This is a genomic window from Leifsonia sp. HAY1-4F (assembly GCF_056755275.1).
On sequence record NZ_JBNDHX010000010.1, the window covers coordinates 1 to 22948 of the forward strand.

The 22948-nt window shown below is 70.7% G+C and carries 26 protein-coding genes; 15 read left to right on the plus strand and 11 right to left on the minus strand.

The genetic code is table 11. The features are described from left to right. Positions 1–193: 193 nt before the first annotated feature. Entirely contained in the window at positions 194–1168 is a 975-nt protein-coding gene (locus ACPYOG_RS03565; RefSeq protein WP_481292885.1) for an ROK family protein, read from the minus strand. Positions 1169–1259: 91 nt separating this feature from the next. Here ACPYOG_RS03565 and ACPYOG_RS03570 point away from each other — a divergent pair, with 91 nt between their 5' ends. From ACPYOG_RS03570 to ACPYOG_RS03590, 5 genes are all read left to right on the plus strand, one after another. Then, positions 1260–2225, plus strand: a complete 966-nt coding sequence (locus tag ACPYOG_RS03570) for a sugar-binding transcriptional regulator (RefSeq protein ID WP_481292886.1) — start codon at positions 1260–1262, stop codon at positions 2223–2225. Positions 2226–2256: 31 nt separating this feature from the next. Beyond that, on the plus strand, positions 2257–3309 hold the full coding sequence (gene deoC, locus ACPYOG_RS03575) for a deoxyribose-phosphate aldolase (RefSeq protein ID WP_481292887.1): 1053 nt from the start codon (positions 2257–2259) through the stop codon (positions 3307–3309). 13 nt (positions 3310–3322) lie between these two features. After that, positions 3323–4819, plus strand: coding sequence for an aldehyde dehydrogenase family protein (locus ACPYOG_RS03580; RefSeq protein WP_481292888.1), 1497 nt, complete (start codon positions 3323–3325; stop codon positions 4817–4819). Then, positions 4816–5676: an aldehyde dehydrogenase family protein gene (locus ACPYOG_RS03585; protein WP_481292889.1), complete on the plus strand. Its 861-nt coding sequence runs from the start codon at positions 4816–4818 to the stop codon at positions 5674–5676. Before ACPYOG_RS03580 ends, ACPYOG_RS03585 begins: the two co-directional genes overlap by 4 nt. A 90-nt stretch (positions 5677–5766) precedes the next feature. Next, complete coding sequence (locus ACPYOG_RS03590) at positions 5767–6378, plus strand: SGNH/GDSL hydrolase family protein (protein WP_481292890.1); 612 nt, start codon at positions 5767–5769, stop codon at positions 6376–6378. Positions 6379–6485: 107 nt separating this feature from the next. Here the strand turns inward: ACPYOG_RS03590 and ACPYOG_RS03595 are convergent, their stop codons facing one another. Genes ACPYOG_RS03595 through ACPYOG_RS03605 form a run of 3 tightly spaced genes read right to left on the minus strand, consistent with a single transcriptional unit; the run spans position 6486 to position 8654 of the window. Beyond that, positions 6486–7838 carry a M20/M25/M40 family metallo-hydrolase gene (locus tag ACPYOG_RS03595; protein ID WP_481292891.1) on the minus strand — a complete coding sequence of 451 codons (1353 nt, stop codon included), beginning with the start codon at positions 7836–7838 and terminating at the stop codon, positions 6486–6488. Further along, positions 7835–8365, minus strand: coding sequence for an O-acetyl-ADP-ribose deacetylase (locus tag ACPYOG_RS03600; protein WP_481292892.1), 531 nt, complete (start codon positions 8363–8365; stop codon positions 7835–7837). Before ACPYOG_RS03600 ends, ACPYOG_RS03595 begins: the two co-directional genes overlap by 4 nt. Before the next feature lie 10 nt (positions 8366–8375). Then, the gene (locus ACPYOG_RS03605) at positions 8376–8654 is read right to left on the minus strand and encodes a metal-sensitive transcriptional regulator (RefSeq protein WP_090036273.1); all 279 of its coding nucleotides are present in this window, start codon (positions 8652–8654) and stop codon (positions 8376–8378) included. A gap of 187 nt (positions 8655–8841) precedes the next feature. Here ACPYOG_RS03605 and ACPYOG_RS03610 point away from each other — a divergent pair, with 187 nt between their 5' ends. The 3 genes from ACPYOG_RS03610 (at position 8842) to ACPYOG_RS03620 (ending at position 12065) form a co-directional block, all read left to right on the plus strand. Then, positions 8842–9270, plus strand: a complete 429-nt coding sequence (locus tag ACPYOG_RS03610) for an RbsD/FucU domain-containing protein (RefSeq protein WP_481292893.1) — start codon at positions 8842–8844, stop codon at positions 9268–9270. A gap of 118 nt (positions 9271–9388) precedes the next feature. Then, positions 9389–9736 carry a DUF6804 family protein gene (locus ACPYOG_RS03615; RefSeq protein WP_481292894.1) on the plus strand — a complete coding sequence of 116 codons (348 nt, stop codon included), beginning with the start codon at positions 9389–9391 and terminating at the stop codon, positions 9734–9736. A gap of 169 nt (positions 9737–9905) precedes the next feature. Beyond that, the gene (locus ACPYOG_RS03620) at positions 9906–12065 is read left to right on the plus strand and encodes a DEAD/DEAH box helicase (RefSeq protein ID WP_481292895.1); all 2160 of its coding nucleotides are present in this window, start codon (positions 9906–9908) and stop codon (positions 12063–12065) included. Positions 12066–12119: 54 nt separating this feature from the next. Here the strand turns inward: ACPYOG_RS03620 and ACPYOG_RS03625 are convergent, their stop codons facing one another. Together ACPYOG_RS03625 and ACPYOG_RS03630 are read right to left on the minus strand one after the other, a co-directional pair. Further along, complete coding sequence (locus ACPYOG_RS03625; RefSeq protein WP_481292896.1) at positions 12120–12305, minus strand: hypothetical protein; 186 nt, start codon at positions 12303–12305, stop codon at positions 12120–12122. A 43-nt stretch (positions 12306–12348) separates the two neighbouring features. Beyond that, complete coding sequence (locus ACPYOG_RS03630; RefSeq protein WP_481292897.1) at positions 12349–12741, minus strand: DUF3224 domain-containing protein; 393 nt, start codon at positions 12739–12741, stop codon at positions 12349–12351. A 76-nt stretch (positions 12742–12817) separates the two neighbouring features. Between ACPYOG_RS03630 and ACPYOG_RS03635 the strand changes: the two genes are divergently transcribed. The 4 genes from ACPYOG_RS03635 to ACPYOG_RS03650 all read left to right on the plus strand — a co-directional run bounded on the left by ACPYOG_RS03635 (position 12818) and on the right by ACPYOG_RS03650 (position 16053). Continuing rightward, positions 12818–13432: a CYTH domain-containing protein gene (locus ACPYOG_RS03635; RefSeq protein WP_481292898.1), complete on the plus strand. Its 615-nt coding sequence runs from the start codon at positions 12818–12820 to the stop codon at positions 13430–13432. A gap of 98 nt (positions 13433–13530) precedes the next feature. Further along, a complete protein-coding gene (locus ACPYOG_RS03640; protein ID WP_481292899.1) occupies positions 13531–14559 on the plus strand; it encodes a 6-phosphofructokinase in 1029 nt (342 codons plus the stop codon). A 102-nt stretch (positions 14560–14661) separates the two neighbouring features. Beyond that, a complete protein-coding gene (locus tag ACPYOG_RS03645) occupies positions 14662–15585 on the plus strand; it encodes an NADP-dependent oxidoreductase (protein WP_481292900.1) in 924 nt (307 codons plus the stop codon). A 60-nt stretch (positions 15586–15645) separates the two neighbouring features. Further along, entirely contained in the window at positions 15646–16053 is a 408-nt protein-coding gene (locus ACPYOG_RS03650; protein WP_090036291.1) for a cupin domain-containing protein, read from the plus strand. A 25-nt stretch (positions 16054–16078) separates the two neighbouring features. Here the strand turns inward: ACPYOG_RS03650 and ACPYOG_RS03655 are convergent, their stop codons facing one another. Beyond that, a complete protein-coding gene (locus tag ACPYOG_RS03655) occupies positions 16079–16735 on the minus strand; it encodes a LysR family transcriptional regulator substrate-binding protein (protein WP_481292901.1) in 657 nt (218 codons plus the stop codon). A 33-nt stretch (positions 16736–16768) separates the two neighbouring features. Between ACPYOG_RS03655 and ACPYOG_RS03660 the strand changes: the two genes are divergently transcribed. Continuing rightward, positions 16769–17155 (plus strand): DUF5997 family protein, encoded by a 387-nt coding sequence (locus ACPYOG_RS03660; RefSeq protein WP_481292902.1) that lies wholly within the window; start codon positions 16769–16771, stop codon positions 17153–17155. An 18-nt stretch (positions 17156–17173) separates the two neighbouring features. On the opposite strand, the gene ACPYOG_RS03665 is transcribed toward ACPYOG_RS03660, so the two are convergent. Beyond that, positions 17174–17587: a DUF1622 domain-containing protein gene (locus ACPYOG_RS03665; RefSeq protein ID WP_481292903.1), complete on the minus strand. Its 414-nt coding sequence runs from the start codon at positions 17585–17587 to the stop codon at positions 17174–17176. A gap of 29 nt (positions 17588–17616) precedes the next feature. On the opposite strand from ACPYOG_RS03665, the gene ACPYOG_RS03670 reads away from it, so the two are divergent. Beyond that, entirely contained in the window at positions 17617–19119 is a 1503-nt protein-coding gene (locus ACPYOG_RS03670) for an SDR family NAD(P)-dependent oxidoreductase (protein ID WP_481292904.1), read from the plus strand. Positions 19120–19234: 115 nt separating this feature from the next. Further along, positions 19235–21250, plus strand: a complete 2016-nt coding sequence (locus tag ACPYOG_RS03675; RefSeq protein WP_481292905.1) for an APC family permease — start codon at positions 19235–19237, stop codon at positions 21248–21250. Positions 21251–21292: 42 nt separating this feature from the next. On the opposite strand, the gene ACPYOG_RS03680 is transcribed toward ACPYOG_RS03675, so the two are convergent. The 3 genes from ACPYOG_RS03680 to ACPYOG_RS03690 are packed head-to-tail and all read right to left on the minus strand — an operon-like array spanning position 21293 to position 22916. Continuing rightward, positions 21293–21559, minus strand: coding sequence for a DUF6510 family protein (locus ACPYOG_RS03680; RefSeq protein ID WP_481292906.1), 267 nt, complete (start codon positions 21557–21559; stop codon positions 21293–21295). After that, the gene (locus tag ACPYOG_RS03685; protein ID WP_481292936.1) at positions 21556–22308 is read right to left on the minus strand and encodes an FAD-binding oxidoreductase; all 753 of its coding nucleotides are present in this window, start codon (positions 22306–22308) and stop codon (positions 21556–21558) included. Before ACPYOG_RS03685 ends, ACPYOG_RS03680 begins: the two co-directional genes overlap by 4 nt. Positions 22309–22322: 14 nt before the next feature. Further along, a complete protein-coding gene (locus tag ACPYOG_RS03690; RefSeq protein WP_481292907.1) occupies positions 22323–22916 on the minus strand; it encodes a sulfite oxidase-like oxidoreductase in 594 nt (197 codons plus the stop codon). Positions 22917–22948 lie beyond the last annotated feature (32 nt).

Sequence of the window (22948 nt, forward strand, 5' to 3'; positions counted from 1 at the left end):
CCCCCCCCCAAACAAAAACACGCCCCCCCAGATTAGCGAGTGTCTCGTGGGCTCGGAGATGTGTATAAGAGACAGACCTCGAGGACTAACCCCCCTCGCCCCCCGCCCCACCATCGAGTCCGCGAAGACTGCACGTTTTCGAGCCGATTCTGTGCAGTCTTTGCGGACTCGATGGTGGGGCGCAGGCGCGCGGCTAGGGGAGGAGGTGGGCGCGGTGGATGAGGGCGGCCGCACCGATGAGGGGGCCCTCAGAGGAGAGGGCGGACGGGACGATGCGGACTTTGCGCACGAACGGGAAGTAGTGCTGCCCCACGACCGAGCGCATGTGGTCGAAGAGGTCCGGAGTCGAGTGCGAGAACCCGCCCCCGATCGCCACCAGCTCCAGGTCGAGGAGTGCGGTGGCCGACGCGATCGCCCGGCCGACCGCCTGGCCGGTGCGCGCGATGGCCGCACGGGCGACGGGGTCGCCCGCGGCGTAGGCGGCGGCCAGCTCTTCGCCCGTCGCGCCCGCGAAGCCGTGCTGTCGCGCCCACGCGACGGTGTGCGGGCCGGACGCCATGGCCTCCAGTGCGTAGGGGTTGCCGAAGGTGTCCTCGCCGCGGAGCTCGCCCACCTCCACATGGCCGATGTGGCCCGCGTTGCCGGTCGGTCCCGTGATCACGCGACCGCCGACGATGAGCCCGCCGCCGATCCCGGTGGAGATGACCATGCCCATCACGTTGTCGACGCCCTGCGCCGCGCCCACCCAGTGCTCCGCCATGGTGATGGCCACGCCGTCCATTTCGAGCGTCACCGGCACGTCGAGCCCCAGCTCCGCGGCGACCCGCGCCACGAAGTCGCGCATCGGGTAGTCGCGCCAGTGCGGGACGTTCAGCGGGGACACGAGGCCGAGCCTGCGGTCGACGGGACCGGCGCTGCCGATGCCGACGCCGACGATCCGGCCATCCGCCGGGAGGGATGCGGCGCTCGCGCCCACGACGCCGCCCACCGACTCCTCCAGCTCGGGCACGGTCGCTGTCCGTCCGGTGGGCCGGCGGTGGCGCGATCCGGCGACGAGGCGCCCGTCGGCATCCACCAGGGCCGCCTCCACCTTGGTTCCGCCGAAGTCGACGGCGAGTGCGTAGGGGGTGGCGCCGGTCGTGGCGGCAGGCGTGGGGTCTGAAGGCACGACCCAACGATAAACGAATCGGTGCGTGCTCATTTGAGCAGTGACCACGCACATGTTGCTCCTGCGCGCATCCCCTTCCTAAGCTGGTGAGGTGGCACTGAACGATACGGACGAGATCCTCGCCGTCAAAGCCGCGGAGCTCTACTACGAAGCCGGCAAGACGCAGGATGAGATCGGCGTCGCCCTCAACGTCTCGCGCTGGAAGGTCGGCCGCCTGCTGGTCGCCGCCCGCGAGAACGGTTTCGTACGCATCGAGATCGTGCACCCGAGCGCGCGGCGGTTCTCGCTGGAGCGCGAGCTCTGCGCCTTCTACGGTCTCATGGATGCGGTGGTCGTGCCGGCCGCCGAGTCCGACTCCGAGGTGCAGGGGAGGGTCGCGCAAGCCGCCGCCGACTACCTGACCACCCTGCGCCCCGTCCCGCGGACCCTCGGTGTGAGCTGGGGCCGCACGCTGCACGCCGTCGCGGCGCGGCTGCGGCCCGGTTGGGCCGTCGGCGTGAACCCGGTCCAGATCAACGGGAGCGTCTCCTCCACACGGCAGGCCACCGCCGCGGCCGACACGGCCGTGGTCATCGCGCGCAAGGCGCAGGGCACCGCGACCCTGCTGCCGAGCCCGGCGATCTTCGAGCATGCCGCCACCCGCAGGGCGATCGAGGCCGACCGCTCGGTGCAGAGCGTCCTCGAGCTCGCCCGCGCCGCCAACGCGTACCTGTTCAGCGCGGGCGTCGTCGACACCAGCTCCGTCCACGTCGACTCGGGTTACCTCTCGGTCGAGGATGTCGCGGCGCTGGCCGAGAAGGGAGCGGTGGGCGATGTGGTCGGCCGCTTCATCACCGAGGACGGCCAGGTGGCCGATCCCGAGCTGAACTCCCGCACCCTCGGTCTCAGCCTGGACGAGCTGCGTGCGGCGCGCACCTCCATCGCGGTCATCGCCGGCGAGCCCAAGCACAGTGTCGCGCACGCCGTCGTCGCGAGCGGGCTCTGCACCATCCTGATCACCGATGAATCGACCGCCAACGACCTGCTCGGGCGCACAGTCCCGAGCACCCCGGCCTGATGGCCGGATTCAGCAGCACCTGGAGGACCACGTGACCATCGAGACAACGCCGCCCGTGCGCACGCTCGCGCCGGCGGCCCGCGCCGTCGACGTGCTCGGCGGCGACCTGACCGAGGGGTCGTTGCGCCGCTATCTGAGCGGCATCCCGGGGGTGGATGCGGTGGGGCTCGAACAGCGCGCCGCCGGCCTCGGCACCCGCTCGATCAAGACGAGCAGCAAGAAGCGCGCGCTCGACACGATCATCGAGCTCATCGACCTGACGACCCTCGAGGGCGCGGACACCCCGGGCAAGGTGCGCTCGCTCGTGGCGAAGGCGCTCACCCCCGATCCGTCGGACCTCACGACGCCGCGGCCCGCGGCCGTGTGCGTGTACGGCGACATGGTGCCGTACGCGGTGGACGCGCTGGGCGCAGCCCACGCGGGTGCGATCCGGCGTGCAGGGGGCGACGCGGCCGGGCACGGCGGCGGCATCAACGTCGCTGCGGTCGCGACGGCGTTCCCGAGCGGACGCGCCTCCCTGAAGGTCAAGCTGGCCGACACTGCGGACGCGGTCGCCGCCGGCGCCGACGAGATCGACATGGTCATCGACCGCGGCGCCTTCCTCTCCGGCCGCTACGGCCTGGTCTTCGACGAGATCGTGGCGGTGAAGGAGGCGTGCCGCCGCGACGACGGCACGTACGCGCACCTCAAGGTGATCCTGGAGACCGGCGAGCTGAACACCTACGACAATGTCCGTCGCGCGTCCTGGCTCAGCATCCTGGCCGGCGGCGACTTCATCAAGACGTCCACTGGCAAGGTGTCGCCCGCCGCGACGCTCCCGGTCACGCTGCTGATGCTGGAGGTCGTGCGCGACTGGCACCGGCTCACCGGCGAAGAGATCGGCGTCAAGCCGGCGGGCGGCATCCGCTCGTCGAAGGACGCCATCCGGTACCTCGTGACCGTGGCCGAGACGGTCGGGGAGCGCTGGCTGCAGCCGCACCTGTTCCGGTTCGGCGCCTCCAGCCTCCTCAACGACGTGCTGCTGCAGCGGCAGAAGCTGGCGACCGGGCACTACTCCGGCGCCGACTACGTGACGATCGACTGAAAGCGGATCTGACATGAGTTTCCTCGAATACGCCCCGGCTCCCGAGTCGCGGTCGATCCTGAACCTGCGCGACGAGTACGGGCTGTTCATCGACGGCGAGTTCGTGGCCGGGCACGGCACGCCGTTCCAGACCATCTCGCCGGCCACGGAGGAGCGGATCGCGACCATCGCGACCGCCGACGCCTCCGACGTGGATGCGGCGGTCGCCGCCGCGCGCCGTGCCTACGACCGCGTCTGGTCGCGGATGAGCGGCAGCGACCGCGGCAAGTACCTGTTCCGCATCGCCCGCCTCCTCCAGGAGCGCTCCCGCGAGCTGGCCGTGGCCGAGAGCCTCGACAACGGCAAGCCGATCAAGGAGAGCCGGGATGTGGACATCCCGCTCGTCGCGGCCTGGTTCTTCTACTACGCGGGATGGGCCGACAAGCTCGACCACGCGGGCCTCGGCCCCGCGCCCCGCGCCCTCGGCGTCGCCGCGCAGGTCATCCCGTGGAACTTCCCGCTGCTGATGCTGGCCTGGAAGATCGCCCCGGCACTCGCAGCCGGCAACACGGTCGTGCTGAAGCCCGCTGAGACGACCCCGCTCACCGCGCTGCTGTTCGCGGAGATCGTGCAGCAGGCTGGCCTGCCGGCGGGTGTCGTCAACATCGTGACGGGAGCGGGCGAGACCGGCCGCGAGCTCGTCGCGCACCCCGACGTGAACAAGGTCGCCTTCACCGGCTCGACCGCTGTCGGCCGGGAGATCGCGCGCTCGGTCGCCGGGACATCCAAGAAGCTGACCCTGGAGCTCGGCGGCAAGGCGGCGAACATCGTCTTCGACGACGCGCCCATCGACCAGGCGGTCGAGGGAATCGTGAACGGCATCTTCTTCAACCAGGGTCACGTCTGCTGCGCCGGCAGCCGGCTCCTCGTCCAGGAGTCCATCCACGACGAGGTCGTCGACCGGCTGAAACGGCGTCTCTCCACGCTGCGCCTCGGCGATCCGCTCGACAAGAACACCGACATCGGCGCGATCAACTCGGCCGAGCAGCTTCAGCGCATCCGGGAGCTCTCGGACATCGGCGAGGCGGAGGGCGCGGAGCGCTGGACGGCGGAGTGCGCCATCCCGGAGAACGGCTTCTGGTTCGCGCCGACGATCTTCGACAACGTCTCCACCAGCCACCGGATCGCCCGCGAGGAGATCTTCGGGCCGGTGCTGTCGGTGCTGACGTTCCGTACGCCGGCGGAGGCGATCGCCAAGGCCAACAACACGCCGTACGGGCTCTCGGCCGGCATCTGGTCGGAGAAGGGCAGCCGCATCCTGGCCGTCGCCGACAAGCTGCGCGCCGGTGTGGTCTGGGCGAACACCTTCAACCGCTTCGACCCGGCCAGCCCGTTCGGCGGCTACAAGGAGTCCGGCTACGGGCGCGAGGGCGGCCGGCACGGCCTGGGCGCGTATCTGGTGCCCGGGCGGTCGTTGCCGGCCGCCGCATCCATCCCCGCCCGTCTCACTCGCAAGGGAGCCGTTCGATGACCCGCCTGGCCGTTCCGAAGACCTACAAGCTCTACATCGGCGGCGCGTTCCCGCGCAGCGAGTCCGGCCGCACGTACGAGGTGGTGACCGCGAAGGGCGCGTTCCTGGCCAACGCGGCCAAAGCCTCCCGCAAGGACGCCCGGGATGCGGTGGTCGCCGCCCGCGCCGCCGTCTCCGGCTGGTCCGGCGCGACCGCCTACAACCGCGGCCAGGTGCTGTACCGCATCGCCGAACTGATGGAAGGCCGCCGGGCGCAGTTCGTCGACGAGATCCAGAAGGCGGAGGGCGCCTCGGCGTCCGCCGCCGCCGCGCAGGTCGACGAGGCGATCGACCGCTGGGTCTGGTACGCGGGATGGGCGGACAAGTTCGCGCAGGTCGCGGGCAACGCCAACCCGGTCGCCGGCCCGTACTTCAACATCTCGGTGCCGGAGCCGACCGGCGTCGTCGCGATCGTCGCGCCGCAGGACTCCAGCCTGCTCGGGTTCGTCAGTGCGATCGCACCGGCGCTCGTGGCGGGGAACACCGTCGTGGTCATCGCCAGCGAGCGCTTCCCGCTCTCGGCGATCAGCCTCAGCGAGGTGCTCGCGACGAGCGATGTGCCGGGCGGCGTCGTCAACATCCTCACCGGCTCGCCGGACGAGATCGCGCCGTGGCTGGCCTCGCACGCCGACGTCAACGCGCTGGACCTGGTCGGTGCGGGCGACCTCGACTGGGTGGACCTGCAGATCGCGGCCGCCGACACGCTGAAGCGCGTGCTCCCGCCGGAGAACGGTGCCGACGCGGCCGCTCCGTCGCTCGACCGGATCGCATTCTTCACCGAGACGAAGACCGTCTGGCACACCAAGTCGTTGCTGTAGGACGGCCGCGGCGGCGCCTCCTTTCCGTGCCCGTTCCTTCCTCTGCCCGCGGTAGTGGGGGAGGATGGGGTACGACGAGGGGAGTGCGGGATGCCGGAGGAGTCGAGACCGGAGCAGGGGTGGGGTCCGGAGCGCGGTGAGCTGGCCCTGGTCGGGGACAGCCTGACCCAGGGCGGCGATTGGGGCGCGCTCCTCCCCGGTGAGGTGGTCCGCAACTTCGGGGCAGCGGGGGACACCACCGACGACGTGCTCGCGCGCCTCGACGATGTGATCGACGCGCGCCCGGCGACCATCGCGCTGCTGATCGGGACCAACGACCTCGCCTGGCGCCGGTCGGTGGAGCATGTCGTCCGCAACATCGAGACCATGCTCGTGACCCTGCGCAAGGACCTGCAGGAAACACGCATCCTCGTGCAGTCAGTGATGCCGCGCGGGCACGAGTTCGCCGACCAGATCCGCGACATCAACCGCCACCTGTGGCAGTTCGCGCCGACGGTGCACGCCGGCTGGCTCGACCTCTGGCCCGCGATGGCGCTGGAGGACGGCGAGCTCAACCCCGCCTACACGGAGGACCGCCTCCACCTGAACACCGAGGGCTACCGCGTCTGGGCGGCCGAGCTCGCACCCGCGCTCGAGCGCCTCCGCGATCTCCCCCCGAACAGCCGCGCCATCACCCTCCCCGACCTCGGCGGCGCCGCCTGACCCTCCCCGCGCTCCATCCCCACCATCGAGTCCGCAAAGACTGCACGCGAAACGCCGCGCGGCCGTGCAATCTCTGCGGACTCGACGGTGGGCGATGGGCGCGCGGGTCAGGAGGCGCGGAGCAGGCGCTCGTAGACGGCGATGCCGCGGAGCCAGGTGGCGACGTGGATGCGCTCGTCGCGCGCGTGCAGGGCGGCGCGCTCCTCCGCGCTCAGCTCGAACGGCGTGAAGCGGTACACGGCATCGCAGAGTCCGGTGAAGTGCCGGCTGTCGCTCGCGCCCAGCATGACGTACGGCGTGACGATCGCCCGGGGGTGCACGGCGGCGATCGCGGCGGCCAGCCGGTCCCATTCCGGACCCTCCGACGGCGACACCGGAGAGGGCTCGCTCGCATCCACCGCCTCCACGCGCACGGCGTCGTCATGGATGGCGCGGCGCAGATGGTCGAGGGTCTCCGCGACCGTCGATCCGACGGCGATACGCGTGTTCACGATCGCCTCCGCGACCTCGGGTAGCGCGTTCGCAGCGAGACTGCCGTGCAGTTGCGTGACCGCCGTCGTGGTCCGGACCATCGCGCGGGTCTCGTCGCTGAGCCGTCCGAGCACGGCGCGCAGCACCGGCTGCAGCCGGCGGGCGCGGGTGAACACCGCACGCAGGGGACCGGTCGCGTGCGCTCCGAGCGTCTCCACCATCCGCAGGTTGGTCTCGCTCAGCCGGGAGGGGAACGGCCGCGCGTCGAGGCGGGTGATGGCCCTCGCCAGCCGGACGGTCGCGGTCATCCGCGGGGGAGTGGAGGCGTGGCCTCCGTGCTGCTCGACGGTGAGCCGGACACTCGTGATGCCCTTCTCGCTCACGCCCACCACGGCGATCGGGGCGCTCACGCCCGGGAAGATGCGCTCCACCACCGCGCCGCCTTCGTCGAGCACGAGCGCCGGATGGATGCCGCGGCCGGCGAGCACGGCGGCGATGGCCTTCGCTCCGGAGCCGACCGTCTCCTCGTCGTGCCCGAAGCTCAGGTACACATCGTTCGCCGGCCGGAAGCCCTGGCGCACCAGGCCATCCACTGCCTCCAGGATCGCGACGAGCGCGCCCTTGTCGTCGATGGCGCCGCGGGCCCAGAGCACCCGCTGCTCGCCGCTTCCGGTGATCTCGCCGGCGAACGGGGGATGCGTCCAGCCCTCGTCGGTCGCCGGTACGACGTCGTAGTGGGCCATGAGCACGGTCGGGGCGCCGTCCGCATGGCCGCGCCAGCGGTACAGCAGGGAGTGCCCGTGCCGTTCACGCTCGAGGACCTCGTGCAGGGCCGGGTACAGCGTGGGCAGGGCGTCCGCGAAACGGTCGAAGGCGGCCCAGTCGGTCTCCGCGACGGGAGTGCGCGACACGGTCGGGATGCGCAGCAGCGTCCGGAGGCGCTCGAGCGCCTCCTCCGTCCCCACGTCCTCGGCGTGGACGTCCGTCACTCGCCGGCCGCCGTGCGGAAGGCGTCGAACGCCGCGTCCGAGAACAAGACGAAGCGCACGTGCTCGACCGATCCGACTCCCGAGGAGAGCACGGCGCGCACGGTGCTGATCGCGATCCGTGCCGCGTCGTCCATGGGCCAGCCGTAGATCCCGGCGGAGATCGCCGGGAAGGCGACCGTCCGGGCGCCCAGCTCCCGGGCGACCCGCAGCGAGGACCGATACGCGTTCTGCAGCAGCGGAGTGCGGTCCTCGCGCACCGACCACACCGGTCCGACCGTGTGGATGACCCAGGTCGCTGGGAGGTCGCCCGCCGTGGTTGCCACCGCTTGGCCCGTGGGCAACCCGTCCGGCAGCGTGGTGGCACGCAGCTGCCTCGTCGCCGCGAGGATGGCCGGCCCGCCTCGCCGGTGGATGGCGCCGTCCACCCCTCCGCCGCCCAGCAGTGAGCTGTTGGCGGCGTTGACGATCGCATCCACGGTCTCGTCGGTGATGTCTCCGCGGACGATGCGGATGAGCTCCTCAGCCATGCTCGCCGGGTCAGCCGCGGTTGTTGGAGAGCTCGTAGACCTTGAGCAGTTCGAGAATGGCGTCGTCGCGTGCGCTTCCGCCCTCCTCGAACATCTCCGACACGTGCGTGCGGAGGTGGTTCTCGACCAGCAGCTTGTTGAGCGAGCCGAGCGACTTCTGGATGGCGAGGGACTGGGTGATGATGTCCACGCAGTAGTCCTCGTTCTCGATCATCTTCTCCAGGCCCCGGAGCTGGCCCTCGAGGATGCGCGTGCGGTGCAGTGCACGCTTCTTGATGTCTGCGATCACCCCCTCAGGATAATCCCGGAGCCGTCCATACCCGGAGGGGGTAAATGGGAGCCAGCGCCGGGGGCCCAAGCTGACAAGGAGTGAACGCGGGATATCCCCTCAACGGGGGGGTGTGTGTGGACATACTGATGGGTCTATCCTCCAGGGAGGGGTTGAGAAATATTCGTTTAACAGGAAAGGCCCGACTTTGCTGAAGAACCTCAGCCCGCTGCTGTCTGGTGCGCTCTTGAGCGCACTCGACGCGATGCACGATGGCCAAACGCTTACCCTCGTCGGCAGCGGCTACCCGGAAGATCAGATCACCGCCCCCGTCGTCCTCTTGGGCGACGACGTCACGACAGAGGCCGCCGCCGAAGCGATCCTCTCCGTGTTCCCGCTCGACCAGCAGGATGCCTCGCCGATCGTGTTCCTCGATCTCGCCGCAGAGCCCTACGACGTCCCCGACGTCGCGTTCGCGGTGAACGGGATCGCGTCCGATGCCGAACTGCGCCGAGTACCCATGACCCGCCTCGAGCTCGACCCGTTCCTCGAGCTCGCCCGAACCGCCGCCGTCACGGTCCGTGTCGGCTCCGACGCACCGCCCTGCGCGTTCCTGTTCCGTCGTGGCACGCTGTAACCCGCCGCGTCCCGCATCCCGCAATCACACAGCCCGCCCGCCCGGCCGGAGACCGAGAGTCCTCCGCACCGGGCGGGCGTATTTCTGCCACCGAGCCGCCGCGTAGAGTGGACTCCCGATGCCTGGACCACACACGCCGCAGCAGCCCGCCTTCAGCCGCGCCGCCCTCGCACCGGGCCTCCTCGGCGCCATCGTGCTGCTGGCCGGCCTCGCGCTGGTGTCGAGCGACTGGTACCTCTACGTCCGGTACGCCGTCAGCATCCTCGCCCTCATCCTGTGCGTCTTCGCCGGCCAGGCCCGGCTGTGGTGGTGGCTCGCCGGTCTCATCCCGGTCGCTGTGGTCTGGAATCCGGTGTGGCCGCTGCCGCTCGGCGACCTGGTGCTGCAGGGCTTGGCGATCGCCGGAGCCGTCGTGTTCGTCGCTGCGGCGGTCACGATCAAGATCCCTGCAGACACGCGTCGCTGAACCGCGTTCCGTGCCGTAAAATGGATGCTGCGCGGCCATCCTGTGCCGCGCACTCCCGGCGTCACCCGCGTCGAGCCCGGTCCACTCGGTACCGTGCTCCTCGCCCCGCCGGCGTCACGCCCAAACGGCGTCGCACCCTTCGACAGCGCGACGCCTCCACTGGAGGACCATGTCTCGTTCCGGTCAGCGCACCAGCCCGACCAGGCCGCAGCAGCGGAAGAACCGGCACGCCAACAACGACGGGCTGATCCCCATCCTCGCCCGCAAGGTGCGCGAGGTGGAGGCGAAGGCCGCCGACGGCAAGAAGCTCGGACCCACGAACCGCACCAAGTTCCAGGTGATCGCCTTCCTGATGCGCGAGGAGCGCGCCCGCGCGAAGACGGACCCGGAGCTCAGCGACGCCGCCCGTGCCGAGCAGCTCAAGCGGCTCGACGGCATCGCCACCATCCTGGCGAAGACGGCGGCCCGCGACACCTCGCTGATATCGCTGCTGGAGAGCGAGTCGGCGTCCACCGCGACCGCGCAGAAGATGCGCCGCGACTGGCTGCTGGAGTCGGGGACCGCCCTCTCGCCGGACGACCTGATCATCACCATCGAGCGCCCGGTCGCGAAGCAGGACAGCGTCATTCCGCCGGAGCTGGCGGAGAAGCAGGTCGTGCCGCAGTCGGTGAAGGCCCGGCAGCTGTCGAATCCGTTCCTCGCTCCCGACTTCTCGCGGGCGGCGCCCGCTGCGCCGACCCCGCGCCGGCGGCTCGACTCCTGGGAGCTGCTGGGGCCGCTGTTCAAGTCGTTCGAGTACGGCGCAGGCGGCCAGGCGGCGAGCATGGACCTTCCTCCCGCCCCGCTGATCGACCGGTACTCGCCGCAGGGCCTGGAGCTCATGCACCACCAGTCGCGCTTCATCGAGAGCGTGCGCCTCGGCCACCGCAGCTTCCTGCTCGCGGACGAGCCGGGCCTCGGCAAGACCGCGCAGTCGCTGCTCGCGGCCTCGGTGGCCGGCGCGTACCCCCTGCTCGCCGTCGTCCCCAACGTGGTGAAGATGAACTGGGCGCGCGAGGTCGAGCGCTGGACGCCGCACCGTCGCGCGACCGTGATCCACGGCGACGGCGAGGGACTCGACGCCTTCGCCGACGTGGTCATCGTCAACTACGAGGTGCTCGACCGGCACCTGTCCTGGCTGAGCACGCTGGGCTTCCAGGGCATGGTCGTGGATGAGGCCCACTTCATCAAGAACCTGCACTCCCAGCGGTCACGGCTGGTCCTCGGCCTGGCCGACGCCATCCGGCAGTCGACTCCCGACCCGCTGATGGTCGCGCTGACCGGTACGCCGCTGATCAACGACATCGACGACTTCAAGGCGATCTGGCAGTTCCTCGGCTGGATCGACGGCAGCAAGCCGACCGCGCAGCTGATGGAGCACCTGGAGGAGACCGAGCTAACGCCGGCCGACTTCGGCTTCTACGCCGCCGCCCGCGAGGCCGTCATCGACATGGGCATCGTGCGCCGCCGCAAGATCGACGTCGCCGCCGACCTGCCCAGCCGGCGCGTCGTCGACCTGCCGGTCGAGCTGGACGACGAGCTCGGGCGCTCCATCCGCCAGGCCGAGAAGGACCTGGCCGCGCGCCTCGTCGCCCGCTTCCACCGCGCCGCTGCGGCGGGACGGCCCGACTCGTTCGAGGGCGACGACGACGCCCACCGCCGGCACCTCATCCGCCTGGTCGCCCAGTCGGAGCTGGAGGAGGCGAAGTCGGCGAAGTCCGGCGACAACGTCTTCACGATGGTCCGGAAGATCGGTCAGGCGAAGGCCGGGCTGGCCTCGGACTACACGGCTCAGCTGGCCCGTTCGGTCGGCAAGGTGGTCTTCTTCGCCAAGCACATCGACGTGATGGATGCGGCGGAGGAGGCGTTCGCCGCCCGCGACCTGAAGACGATCTCGATCCGCGGCGACCAGTCCGCGCTGGCGCGCCAGAAGGAGATCGACGCGTTCAACAACGACCCGGAGGTCGCGGTCGCGGTGTGCTCGCTGACCGCGGCGGGCGTCGGCCTCAACCTGCAGGCCGCATCCAACGTGGTGCTCGCCGAGCTCTCGTGGACGGCGGCCGAGCAGACGCAGGCCATCGACCGCGTCCACCGCATCGGGCAGGAGGAGCCGGTCACGGCGTGGCGGATCATCGCGGCGCAGACCATCGACTCCAAGATCGCCGAGCTGATCGACGCCAAGCAGGGCCTTGCGGCCCGCGCCCTGGACGGGAGCGATGTCGAGGCCGGCTCGACCGACTCCGTCCAGCTCGACGCGCTCATCCACCTGCTCTCCGACGCCCTCGCGTAACGGCCCGGGTCGGGTCGGCCCAGGTCGGGTCGGCGCAGATCGGGTGGGCGCGGGTCAGGCGATCTCGGTGTCGTCCGGGTCCAGCGGGACGGGACGGTCGTCGTCGGGGAGCAGTTCGTCGTCCTCGTCGTCGACCGCGGGGAGGTCGTCGGGGTCACGCACGACGGGCTCCGGCTCGTAGTCGGCCTCCTGCGCCTCGCGGAAGTCGTCCAGGTCGTCGTCTTCTCTCGGGTCGCTCATGCCCCGAGAGTACCGCCGGGCGTCGCGGTCGTGAAGGCCGGGTTCAGACCAGCTCGAAGACGAAGAACGGGCCGCGGTCGTCGTGCACGATCCGTGCGCGTCCCTGGAATCCCGTGAAGTCGCCGGTGCCGGTCCCCGGGACGATGTAGCCGAAGGCGGAGTCGTCGTCGGGATGCTGCAGCGCGCCGTGATGCACCGTCACCGATCCGGCGCGGCCGTCGTCGAGCTGCCCGGTGATGCGCTCGGCGGCGAGGTAGCCGCGGCCGTCCTCCTCGGTGCCGGACGAGACGAAATGCGCGACGGACTCGCCCACGAGACCGTCGGTGTACGTCTTCCGCATGACGATCGCGCCGACCCAGTCGCCCTCGATCCCGGGGAGCGGAGCCGGCTCCCAGCCGGTCACGTCGAAGCGGGCGGTGATCGTCTCTGTCGTCATACGCTCACCGTAAGGGGTGCCGGGCGTGCGCCTCTTGAAATTTCGCGACACGGGCAATCTGGGCTAGACAGGGGATGTGCACCATCACTCCCAGACCGAGATCGAACGCAAGTACGACGTGGATGCCGAGGCCCGGCATCCACTGCTCGTCGGCGTGGGCGCGGTCGCGGTGCAGGGCGAACCGGAGCGCCACGAACTCGTGGCCACCTACTTCGACACCGCCGACCTCACGCTGGCCCGCCACACGACGGCGCTGCGGATGCGAACCGGGGGGCACGATGCCGGCTGGCACGTCAAGCTCCCGGCTGAGGAGGGCCGCACCGAGCTGCACTGGGAACTGAGCGACGGCGAGGAGCCGCCTGCCGCCCTCCGCGAGCACCTCCGTGACCTCATCGGCGACGAGCCGCTCGTCCCCATCGCCCGCATCACCAACCACCGCGACAGCGTGCTGCTGCAGGACGCGGCGGGCTTCGAGGTGGCCGAGCTCACCGACGACCACGTGCGGAGCGAGAATCTCCGTACCGGCGGCACGCAGGAGTGGCGGGAGTGGGAGGTCGAACTGCTCGCCGGAGCACCCGACACGCGTGAGCGCCGCACCGCCCTGCTGGACGGGATCGAGGAGCGCTTGCTCGCCGCCGGAGCGCATCCCTCCACCAGTTCGTCGAAGCTGCAGCGCGCCCTCGGCCTCTGATCCGCCTACCACCGGTCGGTGCCCTTCGTCCAGTGCGATTTTGTGCAGCCGTCCGCGTCCGGGCATGATTCAGGGGACGTCTTGAGAAACGGAGCAGCATGAAGATCGGCATCCTCACCAGCGGCGGCGACTGCCCGGGCCTGAACGCGGTCATCCGCGGCGCGGTCCTGAAGGGCGATCGCGTGTACCGCTCCGAGTTCGCCGGCTTCCGCTACGGCTGGCGCGGCGTGGTCGACGGCGACATCATGCCGCTCGACCGGCACAGCGTCCGCGGCCTCTCCCGCCAGGGCGGCACCATCCTCGGCTCCAGCCGCACCAACCCCTTCGAGGGCGACTCGGGAGGTCCCGAGAACATCCAGCGGATGATGGATGCGCACGGCATCGACTCCATCATCGCCATCGGCGGCGAGGGCACGCTGACCGCAGCCCGCCGCCTGACCGACGCCGGCGTCCGCATCGTCGGCGTTCCGAAGACGATCGACAACGACCTGGCCGCGACCGACTACTCCTTCGGCTTCGACACCGCGGTGGAGATCGCGACCGAGGCGATCGACCGGCTCCGCACCACCGCCGAGTCGCACCAGCGCTGCATGGTCGTCGAGGTGATGGGCCGTCACGTCGGCTGGATCGCGCTCCACTCCGGCATGGCGGGCGGCGCTCACGCCATCCTCATCCCCGAGCAGCCCCAGTCCATCGAGCAGATCTGCGAGTGGGTGGAGTCGGTGCGCGACCGCGGCCGGGCCCCCGTCATCGTCGTGTCCGAGGGTTTCCACCTGGACACGATGGAGGAGGCGCACTCGCACAAGGGACTGGATGCGTTCAACCGCCCGCGCCTCGGCGGCATCGGCGAGATGCTGGCGCCCATGATCGAGGAGCGCACCGGAATCGAGTCGCGCGCGACCGTCCTCGGCCACATGCAGCGCGGTGGCGTCCCCAGCGCCTACGACCGCGTGCTGGCCACGCGCCTGGGCATGGCTGCGGTCGACGCGGTCTACGAGGGACGCTGGGGCTCGATGGTCTCGCTCCGCGGCACGGACGTGGTCAACGTCTCCATCGCGGATGCCACCGGAGGCCTCAAGACGGTTCCGCCCGCACGGTACGAAGAGGCCGCGCTGCTGTTCGGCTGAGGCTGAGCACGCGAAGCCGCCGCTCGCCGCTCACAGCTGTTCCGGGCCATTTGCGTGGCTTCCGGGGCTAGGCTCCCTCGTACGAGAGGGAAGGAGCGGTCCGTGCCGCGTTTCGTCCAGTTCGATGAGTTCGGTTCGCGTGACTACCTGCACGTGGTGGAGCGGGAACGGCCGTGGCCGGGACCGGGCCAGCTCCTGGTGCGCGTGATGGCCGCCGGCCTCAATCCGATGGACTGCAAGGCGTACCGCGACGAGGCCGCGGCGGCGCGCATGGGCGTCACGCTCCCCAGCGGCATCGGGCAGGACTTCTCGGGATTCGTCGAGGAGCTCGGCGAGGGCGTGACCCGGTTCGAGCTCGGTCAGGCGGTGCTCGGCACCGTGCCGTTCGCCGCGATCGCGGACTTCGTCGTCGTGCCCGAGGACGGCCAGGTCGTCGCCAAGCCCGACGCCCTCACCTTCGAGGCGGCCGGTTCGCTGGGCGTGGTGGGGCGTACGGCCATGGCCTCGTTCCGCTCGCTCGGGATCGGCGAGCACGACACGGTCCTGGTGAGCGCGGCGGCCGGCGGGGTCGGAGTGCTCGCGGCCCAACTGGCGGTGCGCTCCGGTGCGACAGTCATCGGGACGGCGAGCGAGGAGAACCACGAGTTCCTCGAGTCGCTGGGTGTCATCCCCGTCGAGTATGGCGACGGGCTGGCAGAGCGAGTCCGGGATGCGCTGGACGACGACCGGGTGACAGCGGTCCTCGACAACCACGGGGCGGACACCGTCGAGGCGGCGCTCGAGCTCGGCGTCCCGATGGACCGGGTGAACTCGATCACGACCTTCGGACCGGCGGCGCACGGCGCGCGCAACGTCGGCGGGCGAGCGGCGGGCAACGCCGAGCTCTCCGAGCTGGCCGAGCTGCTCGCCGAGAACGAGCTGGTGCTGCCCATCGACTCCATCTACCCGATCGAGCGGACCGTGGAGGCGTACGCACGGCTCGAGGCGGGACACGTGCGCGGCAAGGTCGTGGTCGTCACGGACTGAGCGGCGACCGGCCCGCGGGCATGTCGACGGGCCATCGACTTCCGACGAGAGGAGCATCCCATGATCACCGAGGACATCGCGCGGCAGCTGCGCGCGGCGGGCCTGCGCTGGCAGCCGGCGTCGGGGGACACGTTCGCCATCGACCGGCCCGACATGGGAGGCGAGCGGTTCACGGTCAGCGACATGACCATCGAGCCGCATCACTTCGACACCGGGACGATCCTGGGTTTCAACGGCACCACCGAGTGGGCCCTCGACTCGCTCGCCGTCGAGGACGCCCTGTGGATCCCGCGCGAGGACCAGCTGCGCGAACTGCTGGGCGGAACGTTCCGCGACCTGGCGCGCACCGCCGACGGCTACCGGGTGACGGTGCTGATCGGGAGCGAGGAGCGCTTCTTCGAGGACGAGGACGCGGCCACTGCGTATGCGGAGGCGCTGCTCTCCCTGATCGGGGCCTCCGTCTCGTAAGCGGTGCGCTCGCGCCTCACAGCCTTCAGCGGCGGGGACGCTTCCGGCCGCCGCCGGGCTTGCGTGCGCCGGTGGCCTTGCGCGCTCCGGTCGCTTTGCGCGCACCGGTGACCTTGCGCGCGCCGGCGGCCTCCCGCGCGGCGACGCCGGGGTCGCGGGAGCTGTGCGCGGTGCGGCCGCGCACGATCCCGATGAAATCGTCGACCAGGGGATGCTGCCCCTCGCGCGGCCAGGTCAGCCCGATGCTGCTCTGCGGGCCGTCCTCCAGGTGCAGCGCCACCACGTCCTTCCGCCGCAGCGCCTTGGCCACGGAGGCGGGGAGCAGGGCGATGCCGTCGCCCGCGGCCACGCGGCGCATCAACGCCTCCGACGGCGCGCCGGCCACCCGCGGCTCGTCGGCGAGGTCGGCGAGGTGCAGCTCCTCCTCGAGGGTCAGCAGATGCTCGTGATGCATGACCACCACGACGTCCTCGGTGTACAGCGGGATGAGATGGCGGTGGTCGTCGTCGGCGTGCGCATCCCGGACGAACACCATGTCCGCGTCACCGGCTGCGAGGACGGCCAGCGGGTCCTCGCTCGGCCGGACCACCAGCTCCACGTGGGGGAAGCGCTGTTCGAAGGCGCGCGTCCACTTGCCCGGCGTCACACCGAGCGGGAAGGCGATGGCGAAGCGGGAGGACACCTGTCGAGGTTAGCGAACGGTAGCCTGGAGCACATGAAGGCGCAGACCATGAAACCGGCCACAGCGGCCAAGAAGCTCGGCATCTACCTGCCGGCGGCGCCGGACGACTTCCGCGACCGCGAGATCAGCCGCACCGAGCTGGATGCGCTGACCGCCGATCCGCCCCAGTGGCTGCAGACCCTGCGCACCGAGGGACCGCATCCGCGCGACGTCGTGGCGCGCAAGCTGGGCGTCTCCAACTCCGGGCTCGCGCGGGGCGGCATCACGGAGGCGCTGACGACCGCCGAGATCAAGGCGCTGCTGGCCGACCCGCCGCGCTGGCTCGTGGACGAGCGGGCGACGCAAGCGGCGGTCCGCGCCGAGAACGCGCGCGTGAAGCAGCGGGATGCGGAGCGTGCCGCGCAGCACGCGGGTGAGTGACCGATACCGGCGGAACGGTTACGGCGCTTCGCCCTCCGGTGACCGGGCGGCTGACCGCGCAGCCCGGGTGAGCACCTCGGGACCAGTGACCAGCGCCCGCCTCCACGGCGCCACGCCGTCGATCTCGATCTGCAGCGAGAAGCTCAGGATGGTGCGGATTAGCACGATGATGCCGAGCACGAACGCATCGGTGAGCGACGGAGTCGAGGTGACCGTCTTCACCAGGTCCGCGGCGACGAGGATCTCGAGCCCGAGCAGGATGACGCCGCCGAAGCTCTCGCGCAGCGTCCGGAACGCCGCGCGCCCGCTCCGCTGACGTCGCCAGGCGTACAGGGCCAGCCCGATCGCGACCACGAAGCCGATCGCCATCGCGGCCACCCCTGCGAACTCGAAGGCGATCGCGGTCGCCTCGAACAGCGCATGCGCATCCATGGGCTCATCGTGCCACGTAGAATTCTCCGGTGCCTCCCGAATCCCCGGCCACTCCGGGCCTCGACCCTGACGATCTCGCCGCCACCCTGCGGGTGCTCGCGCAGCTCCACGAGCTCGACAAGGAGCACCCCGACTACGTCGCGGTGCGACGAGCGACCGCGCACATGTTCAAAGCGTCGAAGGTGGCGAGACGACGGGAGCTGCGCGAGCAGGTGCAGGAGGCGGACCGCGCGGTGATCGCCGCGACCGCGACCGGCGCACCCGACCGCATCGACGACGAGACCCGCGGGCGCGAGCTCACCTCCGGCACGACGGGATCGCACACCGCCGGCACCCTCCTCACCTCGCGCCCCTGCTACATCTGCAAGCAGCACTACACCGAGGTGGACTGGTTCTACCATCAGCTGTGCCCGTCCTGCGCCGCGTTCAGTCACGCCAAGCGGACCGCGAGCACGGACCTGACCGGCAAGCGCGCCCTGCTGACCGGGGGACGCGCGAAGATCGGCATGCACATCGCCCTCCGCCTCCTCCGCGACGGCGCGCATCTGACCATCACGACGCGATTCCCGCGGGACGCCGTCCGACGCTTCTCGCAGCTGCCCGACGCCGGCCGTTGGATCGACCGCCTGCGCGTCGTCGGCATCGACCTCCGCGACCCGGCCCAGGTGATCGCCCTCGCCGACTCGGTCGCCGAGCGGGGAGCGCTCGACATCCTCATCAACAACGCCGCGCAGACGGTCCGCCGCTCTCCCGGCTCCTACTCGCTCCTCGCGGAGGCGGAGACGCAGCCGCTCCCCGACGGTCCGCTGCCGGAGCTGGAGACGTTCGGCCACACGGCGGACCCGCATCCTCTCGCCCTGGAGCGGTCGGTCGCGGCGCATCCACTGCTCTCGGCCGCCGATGTGCGGGGAACGATCGCCGAGCTCGCCGGACCCGCGGCGCTCACAGCGGACGACCTGGCCACGGCGGCGATGACCGCCGGCTCCTCCTCGCTCGCCCGGCACGCCGACGGGACGGCGATCGACGCCGGCGGGCTGGTGCCGGATGTCGCCCACGTCAACAGCTGGACGCAGGCCATCGGCAGTATCGACGCGCTCGAGCTGCTCGAAGTCCAGCTCTGCAACCAGACCGCGCCGTTCATCCTGATCGACCGGCTGCGGCCGCCGCTCGCCGCTGCGGGGCGCTCGTACATCGTCAACGTGTCCGCCATGGAGGGGGTGTTCGGCCGCCGGTACAAGGGCGCAGGGCACCCGCACACCAACATGTCCAAGGCGGCGCTGAACATGCTGACGCGCACCAGCGCCGGCGAGCTGTTCGAGAGCGACAACATCCTGATGACCAGCGTCGACACCGGCTGGATCACCGACGAGCGACCGCACCACACCAAGGTGCGGCTCGCGGAGGAGGGCTTCCACGCCCCGCTCGACCTGGTCGACGGCGCCGCGCGCGTGTACGACCCGATCGTCCGCGGCGAGGCCGGCGAGGACCTGCACGGCGTCTTCCTGAAGGACTACCGTGCCTCGGCCTGGTGACCGCTACGCTCAGGACCGGGACGCGGAGGATCGAGCGGCCGGGGATCGAGCGGCCGGAGATCGAGCGGCCGGAGATCCAGAGGCCGAGGACCCGGACGCCGGCGAAGGGACGCGAATGTCGAGCACTCCAGGGCAGGAGGGGCAGCGCGTGATGCCGGCCAGCACCCTCCCGGAGCCCGGTCAGGCCCACGCGGCGCCCCGGGCCGCGAAGGGCGGCCGAGTGCGACGCTGGCTCCTCACCGGGCTCGTGGACGAGCAAGGCACCCAGCAGGGACCGCACGGCCAGAACCCCCAGCACACGCACAACTGGTGGCAGGTCATGTGCCTGACCGGTGTCGACTACTTCTCGACCCTCGGCTACCAGCCCGCCATCGCGGCGCTCGCCGCTGGGCTCGTCTCCCCGTTCGCCACCATCGTGCTGGTCGCGCTGACCCTGCTCGGCGCGCTGCCCGTCTACCGCCGGGTGGCGCGCGAGAGCTTCCAGGGCTCCGGGTCGATCGCGATGCTCGAGCGTCTGCTGCCCTGGTGGGCAGGCAAGCTGCTCGTCCTCGTCCTGCTCGGCTTCGCCGCGACCGACTTCATGATCACGATCACGCTGTCGGCGGCGGACGCCTCCGCGCACGCCATCGAGAACCCCTTCGCCCCGGCCTGGTTCCACGGCAACAACGTGCTCATCACCCTGTTCCTGCTCGCCCTCCTCGGCGCGGTGTTCCTCAAGGGGTTCAAGGAGGCGATCGGAATCGCGGTGGTGCTGGTCGCCGTGTACCTGGCGCTCAACGTGGTCGTCGTCGGCTCGTCCATCGTGGAGGTGTTCCAGCGTCCGGCCCTCGTCGGAGACTGGTGGGACGCGCTCTTCCGGGGGAACGGCAACCCGCTGCTCGTCATCGGAGTCGCCCTGATCGTCTTCCCGCGCCTCGCGCTCGGGCTCTCCGGGTTCGAGACCGGCGTCGCCGTGATGCCGCAGATCAAGGGACGACCGGACGACGATCCCGCGCGTCCCGCCGGACGGATCCGCGGGGCGGGCCGCCTGCTCACCACCGCCGCGATCATCATGAGCGTGTTCCTCATCACGTCGAGCTTCACCACGACGCTGCTCATCCCGCATGCGGCCTTCGAGCCGGGGGGACCGGCGAATGGACGCGCGCTCGCCTACCTGGCGCACGAATACCTGGGCAACGGCTTCGGCACGGTCTACGACGTCAGCACCATCCTCATCCTCTGGTTCGCCGGCGCCTCGGCCATGGCCGGCTTGCTCAACCTGGTGCCGCGGTACCTGCCGCGATACGGCATGGCGCCGCAGTGGGCACGCGCGGTGCGGCCGCTGGTGCTCGTGTTCACGGCGATCGCCTTCCTCATCACCCTCATCTTCGAAGCGAGCGTGGATGCACAGGGCGGCGCCTACGCGACCGGCGTTCTGGTCCTCATCACCTCGGCGTCCCTCGCCGTGACCCTGTCGGCGCGGCGCAAGCGGCAGCCGCGGCGCATGGTGGCGTTCGGGATCATCACCGCGATCTTCGTCTACACCACGGTCGACAACATCATCGAGCGGCCCGACGGCCTGCGGATCGCGACCCTCTTCATCCTCGCCATCCTGATCGTCTCGATCGTTTCGCGCATCGGCCGGTCCTTCCAGTTGCGCGCGACCTCCGTGACGTTCGACGTGACGGCGCTCGACTACATCCTGGAGGATGCGGAGGAGGGCGAGATCCGCATCATCTCGCACGAGCCGGACGTCGACACCATCACCGAGTACGAGCAGAAGAACAGGGACGAGCGGAAGTTCAGCCACATCCCTCAGCGCTCTCGCACGATCTTCCTCGAAGTGCTGCCGTCCGACTCCTCCGACTTCGAAGAGGACCTCGTGGTGCACGGCGTCGTCAAGCACGGCTTCCGGGTGCTGCAGGTGAAGAGCGGCAACGTGCCCAACACGATCGCCGCGGTGCTGATCGAGACGCGCGACATCACCGGGGTCGTCCCGACCATCTACTTCCAGTGGACCGAGGGCAACCCGATCTCGAACATGTTCCGGTTCCTGATCACCGGGGTCGGAGAGGTCGCGCCCGTCACCCGTGAGGTGCTGCGCGAGTCCGAGAAGGACGTCAAGCGCCGCCCCGCGGTGCACGTCTCCTGACGGCCCGACGGTCCGACGGCCCGACGGCCGACGACGCGACGGCTACTCGACCGCGAACTCCAGCCAGGCGAGCCCGCGCAGGTCGAGGCAGAGCCGGCCGGCGCGCTCGGCGGCGACCGCCAGCACGTCGCCGCAGACGGAGCAGCGCATGACCAGGCCGTGCTGGTCGACGTAGACCCGGCCGCGTGCGACCACCGACTGGTCGCCGCAGTTGGCGCAGCAGCCGATCGCCGTGGTGACGTCGGCCGCGAAGACCTCCGACAGCATCCCGGCGGCCGCATTGCCGTCGAGGTAGTCCTGATCCGTCATGGCGTTCCTCCGATGCCGCCGTAGCGCTCGGTGCGGACGCGAGCCGCGTCGTGGCCGGCATCGACCAGCCAGCCGGCGACGGCCTCGACGAAGGGCGTCGAGCCGCAGACGAAGAAGGTGGGGGCGTCTGATGCCGGGAGCACCCGCCGCATCAATCCCTCCGCGGTGAGCCGGCCGGCCTGCGTGCTCGCGCCCGGGGGAGCCTGGCGGGTGTAGACGTAGTCGACCTGCAGGGGCGCCGCGGCCTCGGCGGCGAGGGCGTGGAGCTCGTCGGTGTAGTAGCCGGAGAAGGGGCTGCGCAGCGAGTACAGCATCCGGAACGGCGCGCTGCTGCCCGCGGCAGCATGGGCGCGTGCCATCGACATGAGCGGAACGATGCCGGAGCCGCCCGCGATGAGCTGGACCGGTCCCGCATCGCCGTCATGCCAGACGAACCAGCCTCCGACGGGACCGCGCAGCTCCAGCTGGTCGTCGATCTGCAGGCCGCGCACGAGGTAGGGGGAGACCTCGCCGTCGGCGAGCTCCTCCACCGTCAGCTCCAGCTCGTCCTCCGCGAGTCCGTGCGGCTCCAGCGCCCCGCGGCCGCCGCCGGAGGCGATCGAGTACGACCGGACCGCCTGATAGCCGTCCGGGGCCGTCAGCCGGATGTCGACGTGCTGGCCCGCGAGGTGACCGCGCAGCCCCGGGATGCGCAGTCGCAGTGTGCGTGCCGTCGGGGTCTCCATCCGCGTGTCGACCACGTCGGCCACCCGCCATACGCTGCTCACCAGTAGCGCTGTTCCTTCCACGGGTCTCCGTACATGTTGTAGCCGTTCTGCTCCCAGAAGCCGGGCTGGTCCTGGGGGAGCATCTGCAGCCCGTCGACCCATTTGGCGCTCTTCCAGAAGTAGAGATGGGGCACCAGCAGGCGGGCGGGGCCGCCGTGCTCAGGCTCCAGGTCCTTGCCGTCGAAGCTGTGGGCGATCCAGGCCTTGCCGCAGAGCAGGTCGGCGAGCGGGACGTTCGTCGTGTAGCCGCCGTACGAGTGCGCCATCGTGTACTCGTACGAGGTGTCGACATCCCGGAACAGCGTGTCGAGCGAGACGCCGCGCCAGGACGTGCCGAGCTTGGACCAGCTGGTGACGCAGTGGATGTCGGTGCTCACGTCCTCCTGCGGGAGGGCGAGGAACTCGTCCCAGTTCCAGCGGTGCACGTCGCCCTTCTCCGTCGTGATGGTGAAGGTCCAGTCGTCCCGGGAGATGCGGGGCGTCGGCCCCGCGGAGAGGACGGGGAAGCCCTCGGTGAGGTACTGCCCCGGTGGGAGGCGCGGGTCGTCCGTCCTGCGACGGCCGAGGAAGCCGGAGGAGATGATTGGCATGACGGCAGCATATTGCGGTGCGCGTCGCCGGG

Bases quoted from the DNA above. Each gene is read 5' to 3' on its own strand.
- ACPYOG_RS03640 (WP_481292899.1), top strand. From the start codon at position 13,531: ATGAAGATCGGCATCCTCACCAGCGGCGGCGACTGCCCGGGCCTGAAC.
- ACPYOG_RS03690 (WP_481292907.1), bottom strand. From the start codon at position 22,916: ATGCCAATCATCTCCTCCGGCTTCCTCGGCCGTCGCAGGACGGACGAC.
- ACPYOG_RS03650 (WP_090036291.1), top strand. From the start codon at position 15,646: ATGATCACCGAGGACATCGCGCGGCAGCTGCGCGCGGCGGGCCTGCGC.
- ACPYOG_RS03630 (WP_481292897.1), bottom strand. From the start codon at position 12,741: ATGACGACAGAGACGATCACCGCCCGCTTCGACGTGACCGGCTGGGAG.
- ACPYOG_RS03585 (WP_481292889.1), top strand. From the start codon at position 4,816: ATGACCCGCCTGGCCGTTCCGAAGACCTACAAGCTCTACATCGGCGGC.
- ACPYOG_RS03660 (WP_481292902.1), top strand. From the start codon at position 16,769: ATGAAGGCGCAGACCATGAAACCGGCCACAGCGGCCAAGAAGCTCGGC.
- ACPYOG_RS03580 (WP_481292888.1), top strand. From the start codon at position 3,323: ATGAGTTTCCTCGAATACGCCCCGGCTCCCGAGTCGCGGTCGATCCTG.
- ACPYOG_RS03625 (WP_481292896.1), bottom strand. From the start codon at position 12,305: ATGAGCGACCCGAGAGAAGACGACGACCTGGACGACTTCCGCGAGGCG.
- ACPYOG_RS03665 (WP_481292903.1), bottom strand. From the start codon at position 17,587: ATGGATGCGCATGCGCTGTTCGAGGCGACCGCGATCGCCTTCGAGTTC.
- ACPYOG_RS03675 (WP_481292905.1), top strand. From the start codon at position 19,235: ATGTCGAGCACTCCAGGGCAGGAGGGGCAGCGCGTGATGCCGGCCAGC.
- ACPYOG_RS03600 (WP_481292892.1), bottom strand. From the start codon at position 8,365: ATGGCTGAGGAGCTCATCCGCATCGTCCGCGGAGACATCACCGACGAG.
- ACPYOG_RS03680 (WP_481292906.1), bottom strand. From the start codon at position 21,559: ATGACGGATCAGGACTACCTCGACGGCAATGCGGCCGCCGGGATGCTG.
- ACPYOG_RS03590 (WP_481292890.1), top strand. From the start codon at position 5,767: ATGCCGGAGGAGTCGAGACCGGAGCAGGGGTGGGGTCCGGAGCGCGGT.
- ACPYOG_RS03615 (WP_481292894.1), top strand. From the start codon at position 9,389: ATGCCTGGACCACACACGCCGCAGCAGCCCGCCTTCAGCCGCGCCGCC.
- ACPYOG_RS03620 (WP_481292895.1), top strand. From the start codon at position 9,906: ATGTCTCGTTCCGGTCAGCGCACCAGCCCGACCAGGCCGCAGCAGCGG.